The sequence below is a fragment of the Nonomuraea spiralis genome (assembly GCF_014648435.1).
Taxonomy (GTDB): Bacteria; Actinomycetota; Actinomycetes; order Streptosporangiales; family Streptosporangiaceae; genus Nonomuraea; species Nonomuraea spiralis.
Genome location: NZ_BMRC01000026.1, coordinates 41,870 through 67,230, shown reverse-complemented (window position 1 = coordinate 67,230; position 25,361 = coordinate 41,870). Strand labels below are relative to the sequence as shown.

26 protein-coding genes are annotated in these 25,361 nt (G+C 70.0%); 13 read left to right on the top strand and 13 right to left on the bottom strand.

Annotated elements, in window-relative coordinates:
• The first annotated feature begins 66 nt into the window (after positions 1 to 66).
• Entirely contained in the window at positions 67 to 660 is a 594-nt protein-coding gene (locus tag IEZ27_RS41585) for a TetR/AcrR family transcriptional regulator (protein WP_189652291.1), read from the top strand.
• Positions 661 to 664: 4 nt separating this feature from the next.
• Here IEZ27_RS41585 and IEZ27_RS41580 read toward each other — a convergent pair whose 3' ends face one another.
• Positions 665 to 2,329: an alpha-amylase family protein gene (locus IEZ27_RS41580; protein WP_189652290.1), complete on the bottom strand. Its 1,665-nt coding sequence runs from the start codon at positions 2,327 to 2,329 to the stop codon at positions 665 to 667.
• Positions 2,330 to 2,487: 158 nt separating this feature from the next.
• Between IEZ27_RS41580 and IEZ27_RS41575 the strand changes: the two genes are divergently transcribed.
• Positions 2,488 to 2,949: a MarR family winged helix-turn-helix transcriptional regulator gene (locus IEZ27_RS41575; protein ID WP_125647562.1), complete on the top strand. Its 462-nt coding sequence runs from the start codon at positions 2,488 to 2,490 to the stop codon at positions 2,947 to 2,949.
• Between the two features lie 17 nt (positions 2,950 to 2,966).
• Here the strand turns inward: IEZ27_RS41575 and IEZ27_RS41570 are convergent, their stop codons facing one another.
• Positions 2,967 to 3,947, bottom strand: a complete 981-nt coding sequence (locus tag IEZ27_RS41570) for an aldo/keto reductase (RefSeq protein ID WP_189652289.1) — start codon at positions 3,945 to 3,947, stop codon at positions 2,967 to 2,969.
• Positions 3,948 to 4,009: 62 nt separating this feature from the next.
• On the opposite strand from IEZ27_RS41570, the gene IEZ27_RS41565 reads away from it, so the two are divergent.
• The gene (locus tag IEZ27_RS41565) at positions 4,010 to 4,888 is read left to right on the top strand and encodes a LysR family transcriptional regulator (protein ID WP_189652288.1); all 879 of its coding nucleotides are present in this window, start codon (positions 4,010 to 4,012) and stop codon (positions 4,886 to 4,888) included.
• Positions 4,889 to 4,910: 22 nt separating this feature from the next.
• Here IEZ27_RS41565 and IEZ27_RS41560 read toward each other — a convergent pair whose 3' ends face one another.
• On the bottom strand, positions 4,911 to 5,285 hold the full coding sequence (locus IEZ27_RS41560; protein WP_189652287.1) for a GNAT family N-acetyltransferase: 375 nt from the start codon (positions 5,283 to 5,285) through the stop codon (positions 4,911 to 4,913).
• A 164-nt stretch (positions 5,286 to 5,449) separates the two neighbouring features.
• Here IEZ27_RS41560 and IEZ27_RS41555 point away from each other — a divergent pair, with 164 nt between their 5' ends.
• Both IEZ27_RS41555 and IEZ27_RS41550 read left to right on the top strand, forming a co-directional pair.
• Complete coding sequence (locus IEZ27_RS41555; protein ID WP_125647551.1) at positions 5,450 to 5,650, top strand: EF-hand domain-containing protein; 201 nt, start codon at positions 5,450 to 5,452, stop codon at positions 5,648 to 5,650.
• A 63-nt stretch (positions 5,651 to 5,713) separates the two neighbouring features.
• Positions 5,714 to 6,898: a helix-turn-helix domain-containing protein gene (locus tag IEZ27_RS41550; protein WP_229824809.1), complete on the top strand. Its 1,185-nt coding sequence runs from the start codon at positions 5,714 to 5,716 to the stop codon at positions 6,896 to 6,898.
• Positions 6,899 to 6,937: 39 nt separating this feature from the next.
• On the opposite strand, the gene IEZ27_RS41545 is transcribed toward IEZ27_RS41550, so the two are convergent.
• Positions 6,938 to 8,224: a hypothetical protein gene (locus IEZ27_RS41545; RefSeq protein WP_189652286.1), complete on the bottom strand. Its 1,287-nt coding sequence runs from the start codon at positions 8,222 to 8,224 to the stop codon at positions 6,938 to 6,940.
• Between the two features lie 196 nt (positions 8,225 to 8,420).
• Complete coding sequence (locus tag IEZ27_RS41540; protein WP_189652285.1) at positions 8,421 to 8,945, bottom strand: hypothetical protein; 525 nt, start codon at positions 8,943 to 8,945, stop codon at positions 8,421 to 8,423.
• A 179-nt stretch (positions 8,946 to 9,124) separates the two neighbouring features.
• Between IEZ27_RS41540 and IEZ27_RS41535 the strand changes: the two genes are divergently transcribed.
• On the top strand, positions 9,125 to 10,363 hold the full coding sequence (locus tag IEZ27_RS41535; protein ID WP_189652284.1) for an MFS transporter: 1,239 nt from the start codon (positions 9,125 to 9,127) through the stop codon (positions 10,361 to 10,363).
• Here the strand turns inward: IEZ27_RS41535 and IEZ27_RS41530 are convergent.
• Genes IEZ27_RS41530 through IEZ27_RS41520 form a run of 3 tightly spaced genes read right to left on the bottom strand, consistent with a single transcriptional unit; the run spans position 10,355 to position 12,725 of the window.
• Entirely contained in the window at positions 10,355 to 10,831 is a 477-nt protein-coding gene (locus IEZ27_RS41530; RefSeq protein ID WP_189652283.1) for a hypothetical protein, read from the bottom strand. The genes IEZ27_RS41535 and IEZ27_RS41530 overlap by 9 nt on opposite strands.
• 57 nt (positions 10,832 to 10,888) lie before the next feature.
• On the bottom strand, positions 10,889 to 12,043 hold the full coding sequence (locus IEZ27_RS41525) for an NAD(P)/FAD-dependent oxidoreductase (RefSeq protein ID WP_189652282.1): 1,155 nt from the start codon (positions 12,041 to 12,043) through the stop codon (positions 10,889 to 10,891).
• A gap of 40 nt (positions 12,044 to 12,083) precedes the next feature.
• Positions 12,084 to 12,725, bottom strand: a complete 642-nt coding sequence (locus IEZ27_RS41520) for a hypothetical protein (protein ID WP_189652281.1) — start codon at positions 12,723 to 12,725, stop codon at positions 12,084 to 12,086.
• An 80-nt stretch (positions 12,726 to 12,805) separates the two neighbouring features.
• Here IEZ27_RS41520 and IEZ27_RS41515 point away from each other — a divergent pair, with 80 nt between their 5' ends.
• From IEZ27_RS41515 to IEZ27_RS41485, 7 genes are all read left to right on the top strand, one after another.
• Complete coding sequence (locus IEZ27_RS41515) at positions 12,806 to 13,435, top strand: helix-turn-helix domain-containing protein (RefSeq protein ID WP_125647530.1); 630 nt, start codon at positions 12,806 to 12,808, stop codon at positions 13,433 to 13,435.
• A 77-nt stretch (positions 13,436 to 13,512) separates the two neighbouring features.
• Positions 13,513 to 14,685 (top strand): homogentisate 1,2-dioxygenase, encoded by a 1,173-nt coding sequence (locus IEZ27_RS41510; protein WP_189652280.1) that lies wholly within the window; start codon positions 13,513 to 13,515, stop codon positions 14,683 to 14,685.
• Positions 14,667 to 15,440, top strand: coding sequence for a hypothetical protein (locus IEZ27_RS41505; protein WP_229824808.1), 774 nt, complete (start codon positions 14,667 to 14,669; stop codon positions 15,438 to 15,440). Before IEZ27_RS41510 ends, IEZ27_RS41505 begins: the two co-directional genes overlap by 19 nt.
• Positions 15,437 to 16,540, top strand: coding sequence for a fumarylacetoacetase (gene fahA, locus IEZ27_RS41500; protein WP_189652279.1), 1,104 nt, complete (start codon positions 15,437 to 15,439; stop codon positions 16,538 to 16,540). Before IEZ27_RS41505 ends, fahA begins: the two co-directional genes overlap by 4 nt.
• A gap of 78 nt (positions 16,541 to 16,618) precedes the next feature.
• Complete coding sequence (locus tag IEZ27_RS41495; RefSeq protein ID WP_189652278.1) at positions 16,619 to 17,758, top strand: L,D-transpeptidase; 1,140 nt, start codon at positions 16,619 to 16,621, stop codon at positions 17,756 to 17,758.
• Positions 17,759 to 17,858: 100 nt separating this feature from the next.
• Positions 17,859 to 18,290, top strand: coding sequence for an NfeD family protein (locus IEZ27_RS41490; RefSeq protein WP_125647518.1), 432 nt, complete (start codon positions 17,859 to 17,861; stop codon positions 18,288 to 18,290).
• A gap of 4 nt (positions 18,291 to 18,294) precedes the next feature.
• Positions 18,295 to 19,380, top strand: a complete 1,086-nt coding sequence (locus IEZ27_RS41485) for an SPFH domain-containing protein (RefSeq protein WP_189652277.1) — start codon at positions 18,295 to 18,297, stop codon at positions 19,378 to 19,380.
• 43 nt (positions 19,381 to 19,423) lie between these two features.
• On the opposite strand, the gene IEZ27_RS41480 is transcribed toward IEZ27_RS41485, so the two are convergent.
• From IEZ27_RS41480 to IEZ27_RS41460, 5 genes are all read right to left on the bottom strand, one after another.
• The gene (locus tag IEZ27_RS41480; RefSeq protein ID WP_189652276.1) at positions 19,424 to 20,593 is read right to left on the bottom strand and encodes a Gfo/Idh/MocA family protein; all 1,170 of its coding nucleotides are present in this window, start codon (positions 20,591 to 20,593) and stop codon (positions 19,424 to 19,426) included.
• Positions 20,594 to 20,619: 26 nt separating this feature from the next.
• Positions 20,620 to 22,245, bottom strand: a complete 1,626-nt coding sequence (locus tag IEZ27_RS41475; protein WP_189652275.1) for a type 2 periplasmic-binding domain-containing protein — start codon at positions 22,243 to 22,245, stop codon at positions 20,620 to 20,622.
• 17 nt (positions 22,246 to 22,262) lie between these two features.
• Entirely contained in the window at positions 22,263 to 23,144 is an 882-nt protein-coding gene (locus IEZ27_RS41470; RefSeq protein WP_189652274.1) for a carbohydrate ABC transporter permease, read from the bottom strand.
• Positions 23,141 to 24,052 carry an ABC transporter permease gene (locus tag IEZ27_RS41465; RefSeq protein ID WP_229824807.1) on the bottom strand — a complete coding sequence of 304 codons (912 nt, stop codon included), beginning with the start codon at positions 24,050 to 24,052 and terminating at the stop codon, positions 23,141 to 23,143. Before IEZ27_RS41465 ends, IEZ27_RS41470 begins: the two co-directional genes overlap by 4 nt.
• Before the next feature lie 153 nt (positions 24,053 to 24,205).
• Positions 24,206 to 25,339 carry an ROK family protein gene (locus IEZ27_RS41460; RefSeq protein ID WP_189652273.1) on the bottom strand — a complete coding sequence of 378 codons (1,134 nt, stop codon included), beginning with the start codon at positions 25,337 to 25,339 and terminating at the stop codon, positions 24,206 to 24,208.
• Between the last annotated feature and the right edge of the window lie 22 nt (positions 25,340 to 25,361).

Sequence of the window (25,361 nt, the reverse complement as noted above, 5' to 3'; positions counted from 1 at the left end):
GCTCGAACCCTTTCTTTAGCGATCGATACAGAAACAATAACATAGCGATCGCTATAGAATGTGGACATGGCCAGGCAACGAGCTTTCGACAGGGACACCGCACTGGAGAGCGCGCTGCGCGCGTTCTGGCGGCACGGCTACGAGGCGACCTCGATCGCCGAGCTGACCGCCGCCATGGGCATCAAACCCCCCAGCCTGTACGCGGCCTTCGGCGACAAACGGCGGCTGTTCGAGGAGGCGGTGCGGCGCTACCAGCAGACCTACGGCGCCTTCACCACCAGGGCGCTGGCCGAGGAGCCCACTGGCCGGCAGGCCATCGAGCGCGTGCTGCGCGAGTCCGCGGCCGAGTACGCGGACGCGGGCCACCCGCCCGGCTGCCTGATCATCAGCGCGGCGGTGAACTGCGGGCCAGAGTCCGCCGAGGTGGAGGAGCTGCTGCGCGGGTTCAGGGAGGAGGCCAAGGCGGCGCTGCGGGGACGGATCGACGACGACGTCGCGGCCGGCCGCCTGGCCCCCGGCACCGACACGGGAGCCCTGGCCACCTACTTCGCCTCGGTGATCCAGGGCATGTCCACGCAGTCACGCGACGGCGCCCCCTACGCCGACCTGCTGAGCGTCGCCGAGCTCGCCATGTCGGCCTACCCGCCCCCGGCCCGCTGAGCCTTCACTGCGACATGACCGAGGCGTCCTCCGGGGGCAGCTCGGGAGGGGAGGCGCGCAGCCAGCGGCAACCGTGCGGATCCAGCGCGAGCTTGACCGTGCCGTCGGCCGACACCTTCAGCGTGCCGTCCACCAGCAGGTCCGTGAGGTCGCAGTGCTCCAGGCCGTCCAGTCGCAGCTCGACGTCCCTGGCCGTGTCGCACAGGTTGTGGGCGACCACGACCGTCGCGCCGTCGGCGTCGCAGCGGTGCACGAAGATCGCGTCGTCGCCGGCGTCCAGCACGGTGTACTGCCCCCACGCCAGCTCAGGGCACTCGCGATACCGCTCGATGAGCAACTGGAACCAGCGCAGCAGCGAGTCGGTGTCCCGTCGCTGGTCGGCCACGTTCACCCGGTCGGGCGCGAAGGAGCCCTCCGGGACCTCGCGGACCGTGTCGGGAGACTGGCTGAAGCCGCCGTCCTCGGACCACTGCATGGGGATGCGGACCGCCAGCCGCCCCTCCTCGTCGAGGTTCTCCCCCATGCCGATCTCCTCGCCGTAGAAGATCACGGGGGTGCCGGGGAGGGAGAACAGCAGGCTGTAGGCCATCTTGACGCGCCGCAGGTCCCCGCCGAGCATCGTCGGCAACCTCCGGCGCAGGCCGCGGCCGAAGATCTGCATGTCCTTACGGGGGCCGAACGCCTCGAAGATCTCCTGGCGCTCCTCCTCGGTGAGCTTGTCGAGGGTCAGCTCGTCGTGGTTGCGCAGGAACATCGCCCACTGGCAGTCCTTGGGAGCACGGGGACGATCCTTCAAGGCGTTCATCAGGGGACGGGCGCTGTTGCGGGCCAGGGAGAGCCAGCTGTTCTGCATGCCGATGAAGTCGAAGCACATGGTGAGCTGGTCACCGAGCCCCTCACCGAAGAACCGCAATAAGTCCCGGTACGGGAGGTTGACCTCGCCCAGCAGGATCGAGCCGCCCTTGCGCCTGGTCATGAACGCCCGCAGGTCCGCCAGGAACTCGTGCGGATCGGCCAGCTCGGGGTCGACGTTCTCGATGAGGAACGGGACGGCGTCCACGCGGAAGCCCGCCAGCCCGAGCTCCATCCAGAAGCCGAGGATGCGGGTGATCTCGTCCCTGACCTCGGGGTTGCCGACGTTCAGGTCCGGCTGGTGGCGGTAGAAGCTGTGCAGGTAGTACTGGCCGCTGCCCTTGTCGTACTGCCAGACGGAGTTCTCCTTGTCGGGGAAGACCACCTGCTCGGGGTCGTCGGGCTCCGGCTTGTCGGACCAGACGTACCAGTCGCGCATCGGCGAGTCCTTGCTCCTGCGCGACTCCTTGAACCATGGGTGCCGGTCGGAGGTGTGGTTGACGACCAGGTCCGCGATCACCCGCAGGCCCCTGTCGTGGGCGGTCCGCATGAACTCCACGAAGTCGCCCAAGGTCCCCAGGCGGGGGTCGATGCTGTAGAAGTCGGTGATGTCGTACCCGTCGTCCCGGTTGGGGGTGGGGAAGAACGGCATCAACCACAGGCAGGTCACGCCGAGCCCCGCCAGATAGTCGATCTGCTGGGTCAAACCGCGGAAGTCGCCCACGCCGTCGCCGTTACCGTCCTTGAACGTCTCGACGTCCAAGCAGTACACGACGGCATTTTTCCACCACAGGTCAGAGGTGTACGTCAGTCGCATGGCGGCCGTGCTACCCAGCTAAACGAGACAAATGCCCTTTTAATCGCCAAGCGCGGGCGTCGGGCGCGGACGGCAGGCTCGGGCAACACCGGGCCGCCGAGCGCGTGCTCGTACGCACAATAGTTCGCTAGCCGAACTGTTTATGCTAAACTGATCTTATGGCCAAGCACGAGGAGCAGTTGGGAGTCGTCCCCGCCCTGGTGCGGTCGACCTTCCTGGTCAACGCCGTCTACGCCGAGTCCGCCCGCGAGTACGGGCTGACCTCCCAGCAGGGCCAGCTCCTGTGCGTGCTGATGGCGCAGCCGTACGGGATGAGCGAGCTGGGCGCGATGTTGCGCCTGGCCAAGTCCAGCCTCACCGAGCTGGTCGACCGTACCGCGCAGCGCGGCATGGTGCGCCGCGAGCCCAACCCCAAGGACCGTCGCGCGGTCCAGGTCAAGCTGACCGAGCAGGGCGCCAAGCTCGCCGACGAGTTCTACACCGAGACCTGCCGGCGCATCGACGAGCTGCCCTCGGGGCTGGACGAGACCGAACGCGCCACCCTCGCCGACCTGCTCTCCCGCCTGGTACGCGACAACAACGCCCCGACGGTCTTCATCGAACGCAACGACGCCCCCTGACCGAGGCGCCCAGGCGCTCAGAGGAGGGTGCCGCCGGTCACCTCGAACCTGGTCAGCGCCTCGTCGATCCTGCTCAGGGTGTCCGGGTGGAGGACGAGGTCGGCGGCTGCCAGGTTCTCCTCGATGTGGGCAGGCGTGCGACTGCCCGGGATCGCGACCACGTGCTCGTCCTGGTGCAGGAGCCAGGACAGGGCCAGTTGGGCGGGGCTGATGCCGAGGTTCGTGGCCAGGGTGCGGATCGGGGCGTAGCGGTCGTTGTTGCTCGCCAGGTTGTCCGCCGAGAACCGGGGCGCGTTGTGGCGGAAGTCGCCTTCGTCCAGCCGCTGCACCGTACCGGTGAGGAAGCCGTTGCCGAGGGGGCTCCAGGCGACCAGGCCGACACCCAGTTCGCGGGCCGTGGCCAGCAGTTCGGGGTCCACCGGGCGCCACATCGACCACTCGTTCTGCACGGCCGTCACGGGATGCACGGCGTGGGCGGCCCTGAGCTGGTCCGCCGTGACGTTCGACAGGCCGATGTGCCTGACCAGGCCGTCGCGCACGAGGTCCGCCATCGCGCCGGCCGTCTCCTCCAGCGGGACGCCCGGGTCCGGGTAGTGCAGGTAGTACAGGTCGATCACGTCGGTGTCCAGGTTGCGCAGGCTGCGCTCGGCGTAGCGGCGGACCAGGCGGGGGTCGGCGTTCACGCGGAGTTCGTTGAAGGCGTAGCCGACCGGGTACGACCGGCTCGGCTCGCCGTCCGGGATCGCCAGGCCGAACTTGGTGGCCACCACGACCTCGTCCCGGCGGCCCTTCAGGGCGCGGCCGACCAGGCGTTCGTTGTGGCCGTCCGGGCCGTAGGCGTCGCTGGTGTCGATGTGGGTGGCGCCGCCGTCCAGTGCCGCCTGCAACGCCGTCTGCGCACGGGTGTCGTCGATGTCGCCGTACACACCGGGAGAGAGCACCATCGCGCCGAAACCGAGGGCGGGGACCTGCAGTGTTCCGAGCTCACGTGTCTTCATGCCGGAGATCGTGCCGCCCGGGGGCGGCCGGCGTCCAAGACCCTTTGCTATAACCAACGGTTATGGACGTGCACCTGCGGGAGCTCCGCTACTTCGTCGCGGTGGCCGAGGAGCTGAACGTGACGCGCGCCGCCGAGCGGCTCTTCGTCTCGCAGCCCGCCCTGTCCAAGCAGCTCAGGGTGCTGGAGCGACAGCTCGGGTTCGCCCTGCTGGAACGCGTGCCCAGCGGCGTGACGCTGACCCGGCAGGGCGAGGCGCTGCTGCCCGTGGCGCGGGAACTGCTCGAACGCTGGGCCGCCGGAGTGGAGACGGCGCGCGCCGCCGCCCCCACGGGGACTCTGATCATCGGGATGCAGACGGCCGTCGGCAGGGGGTTGCAGCAGGAGGCGTTGCGGCTGTTCCGCCGGGCCCTGCCGGGGTGGGAGGTCTCGCTCCGGCTCGTGGGCTGGGACGACCCCAGCGGCGGCCTCGCCGACGGGTCCTCCGACGTGGCGTTCATCTGGCTGCCCGTGCCGCCGGGGCTGGAGACGTACGTGCTGGTCACCGAGGGGCGGGGGGTGGCGATGCCGGCCGACCACCGGTTGGCCGAGCTGGCCGAGGTCCCGTTCGCCGAGCTGCGGGACGAACCGTTCATCGCGCTGCCCCCGGCCGCCGGCCCGCTGCGCGACTTCTGGCTCGCCCGGGACGCGCGGGACGACGATCCGGTCGTCGGCGTCACGGCGAACACGCCGGAGGAGGTGTTCGAGGCGGTGATCAGCGGGCTGGGCGTCGTGCTGGTGGCCGAGGGGAACGCGACGCTCTACAAGCGGCCGGGCATGGTCTATCGCCCGGTGGCCGGCCTCCCCCCGGGACAACTCGCCATCGCCTGGCGCCGGGGAGACGCCCGCCCCCAGGTCACCGCCTTCGTCGACGCCCTCCGGCAGGCCGCCGCGAGGCCCTGACCCGGCGTACCCGTCCGTGTGGTCAGTCGAGCGGACGCCGGTACCGGATCTCGGTGAGCACGAAACCCCGGCTGTCGTCGTCCTTGACCACCCCGTCGTCGTGCCATCCGGCGGCCTCGTAGAACCGCCGGGCGCGCACGTTGGCGTCCAGGACCCACAGAACGGCCTGCCGGTAACCCGCCCGGCTCAGCGCGGCGACGGCCTCGGCCACGAGGGTTCCCTCCCTGGGCCAGGCCGTACGGGCCAGCCATCGTTCCCATGCGGGCCGGCGGGCGGCCGCGTTCATGCCGTCGAGGTGGTCCTGCGGGACGAGCCCACGGTAGGCGGCCTGCCAGGACCGTACGTGGACCTCGGCGATCGCCCCCGCGTCGGCCGAGGTCGCCTGTCGAATACGCATCTGTACGTCGTACTCGTCAGATGAACCGGCTGTCGAGCCGCCGGAATGCGGAGGAGGGCGGATTTTGTCCCGATTCGATGTTCCGCCGAATTCATCGGCAGGTTCGGGGAAGTCGCCACTAAGGTCTGACCCGACGCACCGGTAACACCAGAAAGGCACCCCCAATGAGCGATCACGCCCTCACCTTCGACCTCATCGACGCCGACAAGGACGGCCGTATCTCCGCCGTCGAACTCGTCCGCCTGATGGAGGTGCTCGGCCAGCCCGTCACCTTGGAAGCCGCACAGGAAGGCGTGCGAAAGCTGGACAAGGACGGCGACGGCCTGATTGACGTGGAGGAGTTCGGCGCGTTCTTCCAGAAATGACAAGAACAAGCTCTTGCTAGGCAAGCTCTTGTCGCCTACGTCACAATGGCGACAGGAGGGACGATGGCCATCAAGAGTGACATCAGCGAAACCCGGCTCCCCGCGGACATCGTGAGAACGCTCAGGGCTGGCATCGGAAAGGTCTCGGCCGAGGTGATCGAGGAGATCCAGACCCGGATCCCCGAGTACGCCAGACCGACGGACGAGATCTACATCAAAGTCGTGAAGAAGGCGGTCGAGGAGGCCATCGACGGCTTCCTCGACCGTATCGAGAACCCGTGCGCCCCCTGGGACCCCGAGCCGTTCCGCATGATCGGCAAGGGCGAGGCGGCCGAGGGCCGCAATCTGGAGCCGCTGCAGGCGGCGATGCGGCTGGGCGCCCGGGTGAGCTGGCGGCGGCTGACGGAGATCGCCAACCCGCTCGGCCTGACCCCGCAGTCCCTGTACGACCTGGGCGAGGCCATCTTCGTCTACCTCGACCAGCTCGCCGACGCCGCCGCCGAGGGCTTCGACGAAGCCAGGGCACACGCGTCCGGCGAGATCGAACGCCGCCGCAACCGCCTGCTCGACCTGCTGCTGAGCCGGCCGCCCGCCGCCCCCGAAGCCATCGCCGACCTCGCCAAGGCCGCCGGATGGCGGTTGCCCAGGACCGTCGCGGGCGTGGCGCTCGACGACCAGCACGGGACGTACCGGGCGCCCGCGCTGCCGCCCGACGTGCTCGGCGGGCTGGAGCGGCCCGCGCCCTGCCTGCTGGTGCCCGATCCGGACGGGCCGGGGCAGGCTCAGCTGCTCGACCACGCGCTGCGCGGGCGGCGTGCCGCGATCGGGCCGGCCGTACCGCTGGCCGCGGCGGCGACGTCCCTGAGGTGGGCGCGCGAGGCGCTGGAGTTGTCGCGGCGCGGCGTGCTGCCGAGCGGGCTGCTGCGCTGCGCCGACCACATGGCCGCGCTCGTGGTGTTCAAGGACGAGGAACTGGTCGGCTCCCTGGCGGAGGTGCGCCTCGCGCCGCTCGCGCACCTGCGGCCCGCCCAGCAGGACCGGCTGGCCGAGACGCTGCTCGCCTGGTTACGGCACGGCCGGGGCGCCGCGGAGGTGGCCGCCCGGCTGCACGTGCACCCGCAGACCGTGCGCTACCGGCTGCGGCAGCTCGAAGAGCTCTACGGCGACCAGCTCACCGATCCCGACATCAGGTTCGAGCTGGAGATCGTGCTCCGCGCCCGCCAGGCCCTCATCGCCGCCCGGCCCTGACCGCCCCCGGCCCGTCCGGCGGAGGGCGGTCAACCCTGATCAGGCGGTGTGCAGGTAGACCTGGCCGAAGACCTCGGACAGGTTCTTGATGTCCGTGGCGACGTCGGTCTCGGGGCTGCTGTAGTCGTAGACGGTGGCCAGCCTCGGGCGTACGGTGCCGAGCTTCTTGAGCTGGTCCCAGGTGGCGTTGGCGGCCCACTTCTCGCCGTACACGCGGTTGACCTGGCCCTGGGCGTCCTGCCAGCGGCTCCACAGGACGACCGTCTCGGCGGCGTCGGCCTGGAGCGGGGCCGCGACGCGGTCGGTGATGGCCTGCGTGGCCTGCTCGGCGGTGAGCGCGGAGCTGCCGGCCGCGGTGAACCCGGCGTCCTCGGCCGCGATCTGCGCGTAGGCGTCCCAGGCGCGGGCGCGGACCTGGATCCACTGGTTGCGCTGGGCCTCCTTGGCGTCGATCTTCCAGGTGGCGTACTCGGTGGTGAGGTGGGCGGTGTCCAGGGTCAGCTGGTCGATCTGGCCGGCGGAAAGCCAGGCGCCGATGCGGGCGGGGTCCAGCAGCGGGTACTTCTTGGTCATCTCGGCCTTGCAGGCGTCGTTGGCGCCGCAGCCGAACAGCGGGACGACCGTGTGCGCGGCCAGCTTCTTGCCGGGCACGAGCTTGCGCAGCGCGGTCGTGGTCTCGGCGACGAACTTGTCCAGCTCCTCGGCCGTGGCGAAGGTCTGGTTGTAGCCGAGCTGCGAGGTGAACCTGATCCCGGCGACGCCGGGCTGCGCGGCCAGGGCGGCGACCTTCTTGGCGGCCTCCTCAAGCTTGCCCGCCTTGTAGTCGTCGGCCAGCTCGGTCTCGATCCACGTACGCAGGCCGGCCTGGACCGCGCTCTTCACGGCCTGGCCCGCCGGGCTCTCGGCGGCGGCGGTCTTGGCGGCGGCCGAGATCTCGTCGGGGTCGATGTAGCACTTCTGGCCGTCCTGGCAGTTGTCCGGCGTGCCGCCGTCCTCGGCGCCGTCCACGTCCGGGGAGCCGACGTCGTGCATCTCGCCGTCACCCTCGGAGTCGGTCGCGCACTCGTTGCCCGCCTCGGTGCAGTCCACCACGATCTCGTGCATCGGGCCCGAGTCGATCATGTTCTTGCCGTCGTTCTCCAGCCAGAACCGGGCGATGTCGGCGGCCTCGTCGGGGGTGGCCAGCCAGCGGCAGACCACGTACGCGGGGGTGTCGCCGGACATCAGGTCGTTGCAGCCCCGTGGATCGTCCTCCGACCAGGCGGGAACTCCGACGCCGAGCAACGACAGGGCCAGTCCGATGACGAAGATCTTCCGCAGTCGCATGACGCCTTTACTCCCAAGGGGGGCGATCGTGGGCAGATAGCACAATATCTGGACGATCAACAACCTTCAATGAGATCCACGGCGATCCTCACGCCGCTCTCGACACGCGGTAGCCGTCCCAGTCGGGCGAAACTGTCGCGGCGCGCAGCCCGGAGCCGGGTCGCGCCGGCCCGCGCACGAGGAGTGGCCGGGGTGCTCACGTGTCCACGTCCACCCAGGTCCAGCCCGATCCGTCGGGGTCCGCCCGCACCACCCTCGTACGGCCCCGCGTCACCCGCACCCAGCCGGGACGCGCCTCGGCCCGCCGCTCCACCGGGGAACTGCAGGGGCGTTTGAATACAGGCACGTTTCCCCCTGAACCGGCGGACGGAAGCGGATCCCGCTCGGCCACCGAAGGGCGGCGGGACGGCCGCCGGTGAACGGCCCTCACGAGACACCTCGCCACCAGCAACACCAGCGAGCCGATCACCCCGCCGCCCACCGTGGGACGCCGGTACGGGGCGACGACGTCGGGCGCGTCGTACGAGTGGGCGGAGCGCGGGACCTCGAAGCCGCCACCCATCCGTCCGAACAGCCCCGCCCCCAGGGGCACGGCGAGCACGGCCACCGCCAGGGTCAGCACCACCAGCATCCACCTGCCGCAATGGACCAGGCGGCCCGCGGACTCCGACAAGGGCGCCCTCACCGCCGGACGTCCCCCGCACGGCCGTGTGTCAGCCACGCCTGGCCTCCTCGCCGTCCACGGGAGCAAATTACGGGAGAAGCCGGCGCGATTCTTGCCAGCAAGCAGCACTTTTCCCGACATTTCCTGTCACCGCCATGACAAATATTGGGACGACAGCACCCCGCGAATGACGGCAGAATGATGCAGATTTGACCGTTTTCGAGGGGACCAGCCCAGTGCACAGCTATCTCCACGATCTTGGGCTGCTCCGCGACCGCAAGTTCGCCCTGCTGCTGTCCGCACGGACCATCTCCGTGCTCGGCAGCGCCTTCGCGCCCGTGGCGCTCGCCTTCGGCGTGCTCGGCCTGCCGGGCGCGGACGCCACGACGTTGTCGGTGGTGCTCACCGCCCAGTCGCTGCCCATGATCGCGTTCATGCTGGTCGGCGGGGTGATCGCGGACCGGCTGCCGCGGCAGCGGGTGATGATGGCCGGCGAGCTGCTCATGGCGCTGGGCTACTTCGCGCTGGCCGCGATGATGTTGTCCGGCTGGACCCCGCTGACCGCCATGGGTGTGGCGGCGGCGGCCACCGGCGTGGGCACCGCGATCATGTTCCCGGCGCTGAGCGGCATCATCCCCGAGGTCGTGCCCGCCGACCGGCTGCAGGCCGGGAACGTGCTGCTCGGGCTGGGCGCGAACGCCTCGCGCGTGGCCGGGGTGGTGCTGAGCGGCGGCACGGTGATGTTGTTCGGCGGCGGGTGGGCCCTGCTGGTCAGCGGCGCGATGTTCGCGCTGGCCGGGGTGCTGATCGCGATGCTGCGCCTGACCTCCGCCGAGCGCGCGCGGGCGGAGCGGCACTCGGTGCTGGCGGACCTGCGCGACGGGTGGCGGGAGTTCAGCTCCCGTCAGTGGCTCTGGGTGGTGGTCGCCCAGTTCTCGGTGCTGGTGATGGCGCTCCAGGCCGGGCACGGCGTGCTCGGGCCGCTGCTGGCCAAGGAGAGCCTGGGCGGTCCGGCGGCCTGGTCGGCGTTCCTGGCGGGCGAGGCCGTGGGGACGATCGCCGGGGTGCTGGTGTCGTTGCGGCTGCGTCCGCGTAGGCCGATCCTGTTCGGGACGCTGATCTGCCTGCCGACGGCGCTGCCGTACCTGCTGCTCGGGTTGGACGCGCCGCTGTGGGCGACCGTGGCGGGGGCGTTCGTGCTGGGTGTGTGCTTCGACGTGTTCGGCGTGTTGTGGCAGACGACGATGCAGCGGGAGGTGCCGCCGGAGTCGCTGTCGCGGGTCAGCTCGTACGACATGCTCGGGTCCCTGATGTTCGGGCCGATCGGGCTGATGCTGGCCGGTCCCGCGGCGAAGGTCTTCGGCACCGAGGGGGCGTTGCTCGGCTGCGCCGCCCTCGTCGTGCTGTCCACGCTCGCCGCGCTGCTCGCGCCCGGGGTGCGCAACCTGCGCGCGCCCGAGCCGGTCTCACGCTGACCGGAACCAGGCGTTCGCCCTCGGCTGGAACATCAGCGTCACGGCCCCGAGCACGGCCGTCAGATGCAGGACGCGGCTGATCGTGAAGAGCCAGGCCACCGCGTCGGCCCCGGCCGCGGCCTCCGCGATCGAGCCGCCGTGCAGCAGCCACTGGACGGGCCCCACGACCAGCGACAACGTGCCGAACACGCCGAGCGTGACGGCCAGCGTCAGCCTGGCCCAATTGCTGCCCCCGCGCATCCGCAGCGCCAGGAGGACCGCCGCGGTGAAGACGGCCACCCGGAGACCGGCGCCGGGCAGCAGGTCGATGACAGAGGCGCCCTCGCTCAGCTCCCTGCCGACCGCGAGCACGGTCTCGAACACCCCCGCCGCGACGGCGGACAACCACAGCAGTGCGGCGGCGTGCACGACGGGCGGCGGGCCGGACGGCTGAGGCCGGCGGGATTTCTGGTCGAGTGCGGTGGTCATGGCGGGCTCCCTGTTCGTTCGGTTACAGGGGAAGTCTGCGCCGCGCGACCGCGCGGATCACGCCCGCCGTCCCCCGAATCCTGGTGAGGCCGGCCCTACCCCGAGATCACCGCTCGTGCGCAGGCCGCGGGCGACGGCGCGCTCGTGGCCGAGCCCGAAGCGCGGCTCGGGCACGCGCTCGCCGTCGAGGATCGCGGCCACGTACGCGGCCAGGGCGGGGGCGTGCTTGAACCCGTGCCCGGAGTCGCCGCCGAGCAGCCACACGCCGGGCGACTCCTCGGCGATGATCCATTCGGCGTCGGGCGTGAGCGTGTACTGGCAGACCTGGCTGAACAACACCGGCGCGTCGGCCAGCGAGGGGAACCTGCGCCGCAGGTAGCCCCGGGCCTGCTCGACGGAGGAGGCGTCCACCACGCGGCTGCCGCCCTCCGGCTCGTACGGCCCCCCTTCCGCGTCGGACGTGGCCTTCATGCCCACCCCGTCCACGTCGCCGTGCCCGTAGGCGGAGGCACCGTAGTCCACCCAGGCGGGCGTCTCGGGGACCGACCACGCGGCGGGCACCGCGAAGTGCAAAGTGTCCTGCTTGGTCACCGCGACCGGTACGTCGAACAGGCCCGGCAACCAGGCCCCGCACGCCCACACGACCCGGTCGGCCCGCCGGACCTCGCCGTCCACCTCGACCGCGCTCTCCCCGGGCACGGGCACGGCCCGCCCCCTGACCAGGCGTACGCCGGCCGCGAGGGCCAGCCCGGCGGTCACCTGCGTGGCCCGCCTGGCCCTGAGCACGCCGGCGTGCGGCTCCCAGAGCAGGAAGCTCAGGTCGTCGCCGCGGTAGTCGGGGAAGAAGCGCCGGCCGTCGGCCGGGTCGAGCACCTCGCCGGGGATGTCCAGGTTCTTCAGCACCCGGGCGCTGGCGTGCTCCCATCCGTCCGGCCGGCCCGCGAACCACACCATGCCCGACTCCAGGAACAGCTCCTCGCCGGCCCGTTCGCCCAGCCGCCGCCAGCCCTCCCGCGCTTCCCAGGCCAGCCGCGCGTACCACTCGTCGTCGCCGTGCGCGCAGCGCAGGAGTCGCGTCTCGCCCGCGCTGGCCTGCCGTACGTGTCCGGGTTTGTGCTGTTCGACCAGGGTCACCTGCCAGCCGGTTTCGGCCAGCCGCAACGCCAAGGACGACCCCCATATCCCGGCTCCGACCACAATGACCGATTTCATGGAACCACCGTGACCGCAGAACCCGCGCCCGCGCAAGGGCTCAAATGATGATCAACCGCACCACGACGCCCGCGCAGTTGCCCGCCACGCAGATACGCACCGGCACCTCGGAGATGCCGGCCGCCTCGGGCACCCCGCCCACGTGACCGTCGGGGCCGATCGACACGCCCCCGGGCAGCTTGGCGTGGTCGGTCACGGTGAAGGTCGGGGTCACGCCCTGCGGGCCGCCGTTGACGCCGATCTCACCGTTGATCGTCGCGCCGACCCGGCCGGGGAAGGTCAGCGCGCGCGGCTCCCACGGCACGTTGCCGAACACGACAAGGGTGATGAGCTGCTCCTCGCACGACTCCCCGGCGCAGATCCGGACCGGGGCGATGAACGTGCCCACGCGCGAGGGTGTGCCGGTCAGGTGCCCGCCCGCGTCGATCCTGACCCCCACGGCGACGTAGCCGGCCCGGAAGGTCACCCCCTTGGCGACGGGCAGCAGCCACTGGCTCACCGAGATGCCCTGGGTGAGGTAGAAGGTGCCCTCGACCAGCCGCTCGCCCGCCGGGTCGGCCGGCGGGTCGATAAGGGTCTCCCTCGCCATGTACGCGAGTGGCGTCGTGAGCGACGGCACGGCCGGCGGCAGGGCGCACAGGGCCAGCCCGGCAACCAGGAACAGCCACCTTTGCCGCATCATTACCCCCCGACGCTTCTCGTCCCTACGTACCCCCTCACCGTGCTCTTTCACTGGCCGCCCGCCACTCCATAATCGATGCCATGGCCGCCGAATCCGCCCAGACCCTCGAACGCGGGCTCCGCCTGCTCCGCCTGCTCGCCGACGGCAAGGGCGGGCGCACCCCGACCGAGCTGAGCACCGAGTTGTCACTGAGCCGGCCGGTGGTCTACCGGCTGCTGACGACGCTGCTGAACGAGGGGTTCGTCCGCCGGGACGCCGAAGGGCGGGTGCATCTGGGGTTCGGGCTGCTCGTGCTGGCCCAGGCCGTACAGCCGTTGTTGCGGGCGGCGGCGGTGCCGACGCTGCGGCGGCTGGCCGAGCAGGTGGGGGCGACCGCGCACCTGACGGTGGCCGAGGGCGACGACGGGCTGGCGGTGGCGGTGGTGGAGCCGTCCTGGACCGACATGCACGTGGCCTATCGCGAGGGGTCGCGCCATCCGCTGGCGAAAGGCGCGGCGGGCCGGGCGATCCTGGCCCTGCGCGAGGGGCGCGACGAATACCTCGTGACGGAGGGGCAGTTGCAGGAGGGGGCGCGGGGCATCGCCGCGCCCGTGACCGGACTGCCGTGGCTGGAGGCCTCGGTGGGGGTGGTGACGTTCGGACCGCTGGAGGAGGAGACGGGACCGCTCGTGGTGGCGGCCGCCGCCGAGCTGAGCGCGGCCCTGGGTTGACATCTCCACACCGATGGCAGACGGTAGGTACGTATAGAGGACACATTCGTCCGTTAATCGGACACCATGGAGGGCGGATGCCGTACTACCGCGTCGTTGGAGAAGTGCCCCGCAAGCGGCACACGCAGTTCAGGCGGCCGGACGGCGGCCTCTACGCCGAGGAGCTGATGGGCGAGGAGGGGTTCTCGTCGGACTCCTCGCTGCTCTACCACCGCTACCTGCCCACCGCGATCATCAAGGCCGAGGCGGTCACGCCGCCTGCGTCCGGCACCCGGCTGGAGCCCAACCTGCCGCTGTCCCCGCGCCACTTCCGCACCCAGGAGCTGGCCGGCGCGGGTGACCTGGTGAACGGCCGCATCCTGCTCGCCGGCAACGGCGACGTCCGGTTGTCGTACGCGACCAGCGACCGGCCCAGCGAGCTCTACCGCAACTCCATGGGCGACGAATGCGTCTACGTGCAGCGCGGCTCGGTCCGCTTCGAGTCCACGTACGGGGTCATCGAGGCCGGCGAGGGCGACTACGTCGTCGTCCCGACCGGCACGATCCACCGCTGGGTGCCCGACGGGCAGGTCAACGTGCTGGCCATCGAGGCGTCCGGGCACATCAGGCCGCCCAAGCGCTACCTGTCCCAGTACGGGCAGCTCCTGGAGCACGCGCCGTACTGCGAACGCGACCTGCGCGGCCCGTCGCAGACCCTGCTCGTCGAGGGCGAGGAGGTGCCGGTCCTGGTCCGTACGCGGGGCGGCCTGACCAGGCTCGTCTACCGCAACCACCCGTTCGACGTGGTCGGCTGGGACGGCTACCTCTATCCGTACGCCTTCAACATCAACGACTTCGAGCCGATCGTGAAGAAGACGCACGCGCCGCCGCCGGTGCACCAGACGTTCGAAGGGCCCGGGTTCGTGGTCTGCTCGTTCTGCCCGCGGCCGCTCGACTACCACCCCGAGGCCATCCCGATCCCGTACAACCACCACAACGTGGACTCCGACGAGTTCATGTTCTACGTGGGCGGCGACTACACCGCGCGCCAGGGCTCGGGCATCGACGTCGGCTCGGTCTCGCTGCACCCGGCCGGTTTCACGCACGGGCCGCAGCCCGGCGCGGTCGAGGCGGTGATCGACGCGGTCTCGCGCGGGGTCACCACCACGAGCGAGATGGCCGTGATGGTCGACACCTTCCGCCCGCTCGACCTCGCACCGGGCGCCCTGTCCTGCGAGGATCCCGGCTACGCATGGACCTGGGCACGATGACCCTCTACACCGAACTGGTCGACGACGCCGGGCTGTTCCCGCCGACCTCGCTGCACATGGACGAGGCGCTGGACCGCAACCAGCGCGACCTGGAGCGCGGCGACGACGTGCTCACCCACCGGTTCCTCTGCCCGACCGGCCGGCTCGACCGGCTGCGCGCGCACGCCTACCGGCCGCGGCGCATCGGGCTGATCGTGGACACGCCGCAGCTCCCCGAGTTCGGCGACCTGCCGGTGGACTTCGTGGAGATCCGGCTCGACGACGACGAGTCCGTCGCCGACCTGGCCCGGCGCCTCGACCTGCCCGCCCACGTACGGCTGTTCGTCGAGGTCTCGCCGCAGAAGCGGATCACCGGGGTGCCCGACGGCGTGGGGCTGAAGGTGCGCTGCGGCGGGCTGAAGGCCGAGGCGTTCCCGGCGGTGGAGCACCTGGCGGCGTTCATCCGGTCCTGCGTCGAAGGCGACATCCCGTTCAAGGCCACGGCCGGACTGCACCACGCGGTACGCCACTTCGACCCGACCCTCGGCGTCGACCGGCACGGCTTCCTCAACCTGCTGCTGGCGGTCTGCGAGGCGGTCGAGGGCCGCGACCCCGCGCCCGTGCTGCGCACCACCGACGTCGGCCACCTGGTACGCCTGGCCGAGGCCGTGACGGAGGAGACCGCCAAGCGGGCACGGCGGCTGCTGGTCAGCTACGGCTCGTGCAGCACCAGCACGCCCATCGAGGACCTGCGGACACTAGGAGTGATTCAGTGAGCTGGGGAGTGGACAACCTGCCCTACGGAGTGTTCTCCCGCCAGGGCGAGCCGCCGAGAGTGGGCGTCAGGTACGGCGACAAGGTGCTCGACCTGGCCGCCGCGCTGCACGACGAGGTGTTCGCCGCCCCCTCGCTCAACCCGTTCATGGCCAGGGGCCGTACGGCCTGGCACGACACCAGGGTGCTCATCCAGAACAAGCTGACCGGCGACTCCTCGGTCACCGAGAGCCACCTGATCCCGCTCGACCAGGTGCGGCTGCACATGCCGTTCGAGGTGGCCGACTACGTCGACTTCTACTGCTCGCTGGACCACGCGAGCAACATCGGCCGCATCTTCCGCCCCGACTCCGAACCGCTGCTGCCCAACTGGCGTCACCTGCCCGTCGGCTACCACGGCAGGTCGGGCACGGTCGTCGTGTCGGGCACGCCGGTCCGCCGCCCCCACGGGCAGCTCAGAGCCGGTGTCTACGGGCCGTGCGCCAAGCTCGACATCGAGGCCGAGCTGGGGTTCGTGGTCGGCGTGCCGTCCGAGCTCGGCTCGCCGGCCGGGGCGTTCGAGGACCACGTGTTCGGGGTGACGCTGGTCAACGACTGGAGCGCGCGCGACATCCAGGCGTGGGAGTACGTGCCGCTCGGCCCGTTCCTGGGCAAGTCGTTCGCCACCTCGGTCTCACCGTGGGTCACGCCGCTGGAGGCGCTGCCGAGGATCCCCGGCCGTCCGCAGGACCCGGCGCCGCTCGACTACCTGCGCAGGCAGAGCGACTGGGGGCTGGACATCGCCGTCGAGGTCGTGCTCAACGGCGAGGTGATCTCGCGTCCGCCGTACCCGAGCATGTACTGGACGCCCGACCAGATGCTCGCCCACATGACCGTGAACGGCGCCTCGCTGCGCACCGGCGACCTGTTCGCCAGCGGCACGATCTCCGGCCCCGAGAGCGACGAACGCGGCTCGCTCATCGAGCTGACCTGGAACGGCGCCGACCCGATCAAGCTGCCGGGCGGCGACACCCGCACCTTCCTCCAGGACGGCGACACGGTGACGATCCGAGCCACCGCCGGCACCCTGACATTGGGCGAGGTGACCGGAAAAATCGTATAGGTAACTCAAGGTGCTCAAGCCGTCGCTCACCGCTACCCTGGGAACTCCCCTTCCCTCGGAAAGCCCTCGGAGAGTGACATGCGGCGGGCCGCGATCGTATGTGTCGCCTTTCTCCTGGCCTGCTGCGGTTGCGGTCCCGTCTCGGAGTCACCGGGCGCGCCCGCCGTCGTGCACGTCTCCCCCGCCCTCGACTCCAAGCACGCCCGTCCCGACAAGGGCCTGGTCATCACGGCGCAGGGCGGGCGGCTGACCCAGGTCCTGGTCTACGCGGGAGGCGAGCACGTCCCGGGCCGGCTCGACGCCTCCCACACCACCTGGCGCTCCGACTGGGCGCTCAAGCCCGCGACCGAGTACACGGTGACCGCCACGGCCGCGGGCGAGAACGGCCCGTCCACGGTCGCCATGGGCCGCCTGCGCACCCGCGCCGCCGAGCACACGTTCGGGGTGGCCTCCTTCGCGCCGCTGCCCGGCGAGACCGTCGGCGTGGGCATGCCGGTCGTCCTCGACTTCGACAGCCCGATCCAGGACAAGGCGGCCGTCGAACGCGCGCTGGAGGTCACCACGAAGGCCCCGGCCGAGGGCGCGTGGCGGTGGACCAGCGACACCCAGGTGGTCTACCGCACCCGGCGGTTCTGGGCCTCCGGCCAGCAGGTGATGGTCAGCGCCCACCTGGCCGGCGTGCACCCCGCGCCGGGCGTCTACGGCACCCTCGACTCCACCTTCGCCTTCACCGTGGGCCGCAGGCAGACCAGCACCGTCGACACCAGGTCACACCAGATGGTCGTGCGCCGCGACGGCAAGGTCGTGCAGCAGATGGCCATCAGCGCCGGCATGGCCACCACCCGCGAATACACCACGACCAGCGGCATGCACCTGACCATGGACAAGGGAAACCCGGTCCGCATGATCTCGCCAGGCCGTTCCAAGGGCGACCCCGGCTACTACGACCTGCTGATCGAGCACGCCGTACGCATCTCCAACAGCGGCGAATACGTGCACGCCAAGGACAACGTCTGGGCACAGGGCAGGGAAAACGTCAGCCATGGCTGCATCAACGCCCGTCCCGACCAGGCGACCTGGTTCTACGCCGGTTCGCTGCGCGGCGACCCCGTCCTGATCACCGGCACGTCCCGCGAGCTGGAATGGGACAACGGATGGGGTTACTGGCAGCTCCCGTGGGACAAATGGCTCCTGGGAAGCGCGTTGCGCGCCCCCTGAGAGGGGGTGACGGGTGCCGTGACCGAGATTCCGGGATTACGGTGGTAAGGGGGAACCAGGCCCGTACACAGGCCCGTTATACCTTCAGGAGGGCCGGAGCATGGATGAATGGATCATCTGGGTAATCCTCGCAGTCGTCCTCGGCGTGGCCGAACTGTTCACTCTCACGGCGGCGCTGGGGCTCCTGGGCGTGGCCGCTCTCCTGACCGCCGTGACCGCCGCCATCGGGCTGCCCGTTCCTCTGCAGATCCTCGTGTTCGCCCTGTCGTCGGCGGCCGGCATGGTAGTGCTCCGCCCGCTCGCCATCCGCCACCTCCAGCAGCCTCAGTTGCCGCGCTTCGGCGTGGAGGCCCTCGTCGGCAAGCCCGCGTACGTGGTCTCGGAGGTCACGGGCCGCGACGGGCGGGTCCGCATCGGGGGTGAGGAGTGGTCAGCACGCGCATATGACGAGACCCTGGTGATCCCCGCCGGGGCGACCGTCGACATCATCGAGATCGAGGGCGCCACGGCCCTCGTGTATCCACGGGAGTGACCACATGGACCCGTTGCTGATAGTCGGACTGCTGATCATCCTTTTCGCCGCGTTCACCGTGCTCAAGGCGGTGCGGATCGTGCCGCAGGCCCGTGCTCGCAACGTGGAGCGGCTCGGCCGCTACCACCGTACGCTCAAGCCGGGTCTCAACTTCGTCATCCCGTACGTCGACCGCGTCTACCCGATGATCGACCTGCGCGAACAGGTGGTGACGTTCCGCCCGCAGCCGGTCATCACCGAGGACAACCTGGTCGTCGAGATCGACAACGTCCTGTACTTCCAGGTCACCGACCCCCGGGCGGCGGCGTACGAGATCGCCAACTACATCCAGGCAATAGAGCAGCTCACGGTCACCACCATGCGTAACGTGATCGGCTCGATGGACCTGGAGAAGACGCTCACCTCGCGCGACACCATCAACAGCCAGTTGCGCGGCGTGCTCGACGAGGCCACCGGCAAGTGGGGCATCCGCGTCAACCGCGTCGAGGTCAAGGCCATCGACCCGCCCAAGACCATCAAGGACGCGATGGAGAAGCAGATGCGGGCCGAGCGCGACAAGCGGGCCGCGATCCTCAACGCCGAGGGCCAGCGCCAGTCGCAGATCCTCACCGCCGAGGGTGACAAGCAGAGCCGCATCCTGCGTGCCGAGGGCCAGCGTTCGGCCGCCATCCTGGAGGCCGAGGGCCAGTCGCGCGCCATCGACCAGGTCTTCCAGGCCGTCCACCGCAACGACCCCGACCCCAAGCTGCTGGCCTACCAATACCTCCAGGTGCTGCCGCAGCTCGCCCAGGGCAGCGGCAACACGTTCTGGGTCATCCCGAGCGAGGTCACCTCGGCGCTCCAGGGCGTCTCGAAGGCGTTCACCGAGGCCCTGCCCAAGTCGGCCGCCACCCGCGAGGAGGAGCCGCGGCCGTCGGAGGAGCTCGACAAGGAGATCGCGGCGGCCTCGGAGGCGGCGGCCGAGGCGGTCGCCGACGCGCAGGACGCCGAGGGCCACAAGGGCCCGCGCCAGCTCACCCAGGCCGTCGACGAGCCGTCCCCGTTCCCGGGCATGGACCGCGAGCGCGACCGCAAGGACGCCGAGCGCTGATCCCGCCGGGCCGCGCGGGTTCCCCCGCGCGGCCCGCGGCGGCTCAGCGCTGGCCGTTGTCGAAGTACGCGGCCAGCTCCGGGTCGAGCGGCGGCACGTCGTACGGCATGCCGCCGTCGCGCAGCGACATCGTGGCCATGTACCCGGCGGCCACGCTCATCCTGGCCGCCACGGGTGAGGTGTCGGTCGCGCCGCCGTCCCTGACGAACCTGCAGAACTCGTCCATGACCTGCGTGTCGGCGCCGCCGTGCGAGCCCTGCGCGGCCGGCACCCGGTAGGCGATGTCGCAGTCGTCCCGGTAGGAGGTGGGGCCGGTGTTCCACACCTTGACCGTGTCCCCCGGGCCGTCGCCGAAGTTCTCCAGGCGCCCCTCCGTGCCGATGACCGTGTAGTTGCGCACGTAGTCGGGGCTGAAGTGGCACTGCTGGTAGGCGGCGATGACGCCGTTGTCCAGGCGCATGTTCATGACCGACACGTCCTCGACGTCGATCACGTGGTGCAGGTTCTCCCGCTTGGTGGGCGGCCACTCGAACTCCTGCAACCAGCCCTCCGGCCGGGGCGTCCCGGGCGCGCGGCGCGGCAGGTCGCCGTAGAGCATCAGGTCGCCGAGGGCGTTCACGCGGGTGGTGTAGCCGCCGGCCAGCCAGTGGATCACGTCGAGGTCGTGCGCCGCCTTCTGCAGCAGCAGGCCCGTGGTACGGGTGCGGTCGGCGTGCCAGTCCTTGAAGTAGTAGTCACCGCCGTAGGACACGAAGTGGCGCACCCAGACGGTCTTCGGCTCGCCGATGACGCCCTTGGTGATGATGTCGCGCATCAGCCGTACGACGCCCATGTGGCGCATGTTGTGCCCCACGTACAGGCGGGTGCCGCTGTCGCGGGCGGCGCGCAGGATGTTGTCGCAGCCCTCGACGGTGATGGCCATCGGCTTCTCCAGGTAGACGGCCTTGCCGGCCTGGAGTGCGTCGATCGCGAGGCGCTCGTGCGTGTCGTCGGGGGTGTTGACGACGATCGCGTCGAGATCCGGCCGGTCGAGCAGTTCGCGGTAGTCCCCGGTCAGGAACTCCGCCTCGAACCGCCCTGCCTGCTTCTTGAGCGCTGCCGGGTCGGAGTCGCACAGCGCGGTCACGACCGAGCCCTTGCCGGGCCGGTTCGCGGCTACGGCGAGACTCGTCCGCAGCCCCAGGCCGATGACTCCGATGCGCAGGTCTTCCACAAGTGTCCTTTCAAACGGTAGATCGGTCAGCCCTTGGCGATGGAGGCCTCGTACTCGGCCCGCATCGCCTCGCCGCCCTTGCTCAGCCACTTCTTGACGAACGCCGGCCAGTCCGACATCGACTTGCGGCCGGTCACGATGTCGTCGACCATGTCCTTGCCCATGGTGCTCAGCTCGCCGTTCTTCTGGGTGTAGGCGTCCGAGAAGTGGCCGGTGGTGACGCGCTCCTGAAGCATCGGTGCGACCTTGGTCTCGAACTCGTGGATGAGCTTCGTACGCTCCGGCTGGCCGGGCAGGAAGAGCGCGGACGGCGACCCGATCACGAACGAGAGCGGCTGCTGCGTGGTCGGCACCTCGGCCGTGCCCTTGTCGGTGAAGGCGAGGTCGCCGTCCTTCTTGGTGAAGTGGGTGCCCTCGACGCCGAAGTTGACGAGCTGGTACTCCTCCGTGCCGAACGGCGCGGTCAGGTAGTTGAGCACGCCGAGCAGGGTCTCGATGCGCTTGGGGTCCACCTTCTTGCTGATGGAGGTGAAGCCGACCGAGCCCAGTCCGGCGTTGTAGACGGGCTTGGACGACGGCGTGGCCGCGAAGGGCACGATCGCGCCCAGGTTGTACTTCTGGGTCTTGGCGTCGTTGAGGAAGCCGGGGAACGACTCGACGTACGCGCCGATCTGGCCGTTGGCGACCTTGTCCTTGATGGTGGACAGGGCCGGGTCGGGCCAGAACAGGTTCGCCTTGAAGCACTTGACCGCGAGCTCCAGCGCGGCCTGGTACTCCGGCGTCTCGAACTGGTGGGTCAGCTTGCCGCCGGCCAGCCGCCAGGTGTTGGGGGCGCCGTACCAGTGGCTGAACATGTGCACGTGGTTGTAGTAGGACGGTTCGAGCGGGTAGTTGTTCTTCTTCACGTCGAGCAGTTGCTTGGCCTTGTCCAGGAAGTCGTCGGCGCCGGTGAACGCCGTGCCGCCGACCGGCTGCCAGTAGTCCTGGTTGACCAGGAACACCTGCCCGAACCTGCTGTACGCCACCGCGACGCCGTACAACTTCCCGTCGGTGACCGCGGACTTCCAGGTCACGTCGCCCAGGTTCGCCAGGTTCGGATACTTCTTGATCGCGTCGCCGCTCAGGTACGAGGTCAGGTCGTGGAACTTGGCCTCCAGCAGCTCGGGCACCCGCTGCAGGCCCTGGTTCGGCGGGAACCAGACCAGGTCGGGCAGGTCGTCGCTGGCGATGATGGCGTTGAACTTGTCGGGGTAGCCGTCGCCGACCACGATGTTCATGCTCCACTCGGAGCCGAGGGCCTTGCCCAGCTCCTGGAGGTAGGTGTTCTGGCCGGGCGCGGGCGGCGCGACGTCCCAGGTCTGGGTGAGCGAGGTGATCTTCTTGCCGTCGCCCGGCGCGGCGGCGACGGACTTGACCAGCTCGTTCGGGTACTTCAGGTACGCCGGGTCCTGGCCCGCGTCGATCGGCAGGTCGGGCGTGGGGATCTTGGCAGCCGTGTACGTCGGCAGCACCAGCTTCTTGGACAGCTCGGCGCCGCCCTTCTTCACGCCTGCGGCGCCGCCGCCTTCACCTCCGCAGGCCGACAGCCCGGCGACCGTGACGCCGGCGAGCGCGAGTCCGAGGAATCCACGACGGGACATGATGGATGACATTTGGTGCTCCCGGGTTCTCAGCCCTTGATGGCGCCGGTGAGGACGCCCTTGGTGAAGTACTTCTGGAGGAAGGGGTAGGCGAGCAGGATCGGTACGAGCGCGATGATGAGCACCGCCATCTGCACCGACGAGGCGGGCAGGTCGCGCACGATCGCGACGTCGGAGCCCGTGGCCGAGGTGCCGCGGAAGATGAACTGCCGCAACACGACCTGGATCGGATGCTTGGTCTGGTCGTTGATGTAGAGGATCGCGTTGAAGAAGGTGTTCCAGTACGAGACCGCGTAGAACAGGCCGACGACGGCGATCACCGCCTTGGACAGCGGGATCGCGATGCGCCACATCATCCGGAACTCGCCGCACCCGTCCATGCGGGCGGCCTCGAACAGCTCCTCGGGCAGGTTCTGGAAGAACGACCTGACGACGACCACGTTGAACGCGTTGACCAGCACCGGGACGATGAGCGACTGGTAGGTGTCGATCATCCCGAGTTCCTTGACCATGAGGTAGCTCGGGATCATGCCCGGCGTGAACAGGAACGTGGCCAGCACCATGAGCAGGATCGGCTTGCCGCCGAGCATGCCGCGCCGGGACAGCGCGTAGCCGAGGAAGACCGTGCAGATCAGGCTGAGCGCGGTGCCGGTGAGCGTGATGCCGATGCTGATCAGCACCGACCGGGTGACCGCGCCGCCGGACAGGATCAGCGAGTACGCCTCGAACGTGGGGTGCGTGGGCCAGAGCACGTAGCTGCCGCCGTTGGCGATGCTCTCCGCGCGTCCCATCAGGCTCGTGCCCACGGCCAGCCCGAACGGGTACAACACGACCACGGTGATCGTGGTCAGCACGACGAACTTGAGCGTGCGCCCGGCCACGGTCGGGCGCTCCATCCACGGCGGCCTCATCGATAGATCCCCTGCTCTCCGAAGCGGTGCGCGAGCTTGTTCGCCGCGTAGATGAGGGCCGCGCCGATGAGGCCCTTCATGAGGCCGGCCGCGGTGCTCATGCCCCAGTCACCGTCACGGATGCCGTGGTAGTAGACGTAGGTGTCGATGACCTCGGCCGCTCCGGCGCCGACGGCCTCCCGTTGCAGGACCATCTGCTCGAAGCCGACGGACAGGATGTCGCCCAGGCGCAGGATGAGCATCATGAGGATGACCGAGCGGATGCCGGGCAGCGTGACGTGCCACAGGCGGCGCTTCCAGTCGGCGCCGTCGATCGCGGCGGCCTCGTACTGGCTCATGTCGATCGCGGTGATCGCGGCCAGGAAGATGATCGTGCCCCAGCCGCAGTCCTTCCAGATCACCTGGGCGGTCACGAGCAGCTTGAACGTGTCCGCGTTCGACATCAGGTTGCCGATGGTGATCCCGTGCGAGTTCAGGAACGAGCTGACCGTGCCGGCGCCACCGATGACCTGCTGGAACATCGCGACCACGACCACCCACGACAGGAAGTGCGGCAGGTAGACGACGGTCTGGATGAACCGCTTGATGCGATGGCCGATCAGGGAGTTCAGCAGGAGCGCGAGCGCGATCGGGGCCGGGAAGTAGAGGACGAGCTGGAGCGCCGTGATCTGCAGGGTGTTGCCGACCGCGCTCCAGAACTCGGGCTCCTCCAGCAGCATCACGAAGTTGTCCAGGCCCACCCAGGGGCTGCCCGCGATGCCGAGGAACGGCGCGTAGTCCTTGAACGCGATGACGTTGCCCAGCAGGGGCACGTAGAAGAAGGCCACGAAGTACAGGACGCCGGGCAGGCACAGCGCCAGCAGGGTCCAGTCGCGCTTCAGCCGCTCAAGCAGGGTGACAGCCGCCACACGCTCACCTCCAGTCGGGTCGGGATGGCTGGAGGCTAGTACCGATTTATGCAAATAACTAGCTTAAAGCGATCAGATCTGAGCATGACTGCTGGATCGATGTCGCTCAGCGACATGGCCGTGACAGAACGGTTACCTAATTAACCAAGTCGTCTACGTAAAAAGCAGGCGATCGGCCTGGTCGAGGGCGAAGCGGACCGCGCCCAGGGTGATGCACTCGCTGCCCAGCCCCGACGCCACCACCTCCGGCGGGTAGAGGCAGTACTCCTCGAACAGCTCGCGTACCGGCTCGACCAGCAGGTCTCCGGCCGAGGACAGGCTGCCGCCGATGACCACCATGTCCGGGTCGAGCGGGTTGACCACCGTGATCAGGCCGGCCGCCAGGCCGCGGGCGAACTCCCTGACCGCCTGGCCCGCCCGCTCGTCCCCGGCGCGGGCCCGGGCGATCGCGAACTCGGCGCTCTGCCGGCTGGAACGCAGCTCCCCCGGCTCGACGGCCATCGCGTACTCCAGGACGTGCCGGAAGGCGATCCAGTTGTTGTGCGGCTGGGCGCCGATCTCGCCCCCGGCCGCGTGCGCCCCCCGGTACGGCCGCCCGCCGATGAGCAGGCCCATGCCGATGCGGTCGCCGGTGAACAGGTAGACGACGTCGTCACGGCCCCGGGCCGCGCCGCGCCAGTGCTCGGCCAGGACGGCGAGGCGCATGTCGTTCTCGACGAGGACCGGCACCGGGATACGCGCCGACAACTCGCCCTGGAGGTCGAGGCCCGTCCAGTCGGACAGGGCGATGCTCTTCACCACGCGCCCCGAGCCGTCGACCGTGCCGGTCGTGCCCACGCCGACGGCGGTGACGTCCGCGAGGGCCAGCCCGGCCTGGGCGGCGGTGGCCTCGGCCAGCGCGACGACCGCGTCGAGCCGCTCGGAGGCCGGCATGTCACGGTGGTTGGGCGCGCGGCGGGTGGCCGTGATCGTGCCGTTCAGGTCGGCGACCATCGCGCGCAGGCTGGACCCGCCGATGCCGACGCCCAGCACGTGGCCGGACGAGGCCCGGAACCTGAACCGCTTGGCCGGACGCCCCCGCTGGCGGTCGCCGGCCTCCTCCTCGCACTCCTCGGCCCAGCCCTCGGTGACCAGGTCGTCGACGATGACCTCGGCCGTCGGCCTGGACACGCGGGCCGCCCTGGCCAGCTCGGACAGCGTGGCCACGTCGGCCCCGCGCAGCACGCGCAGGACGGCCGCCGAGTTGAGCTTGCGCAGAAGGGAGGCGTCGCCGCTCTGCTGTCGCACCAATACCTCCGAGTCGACTGCC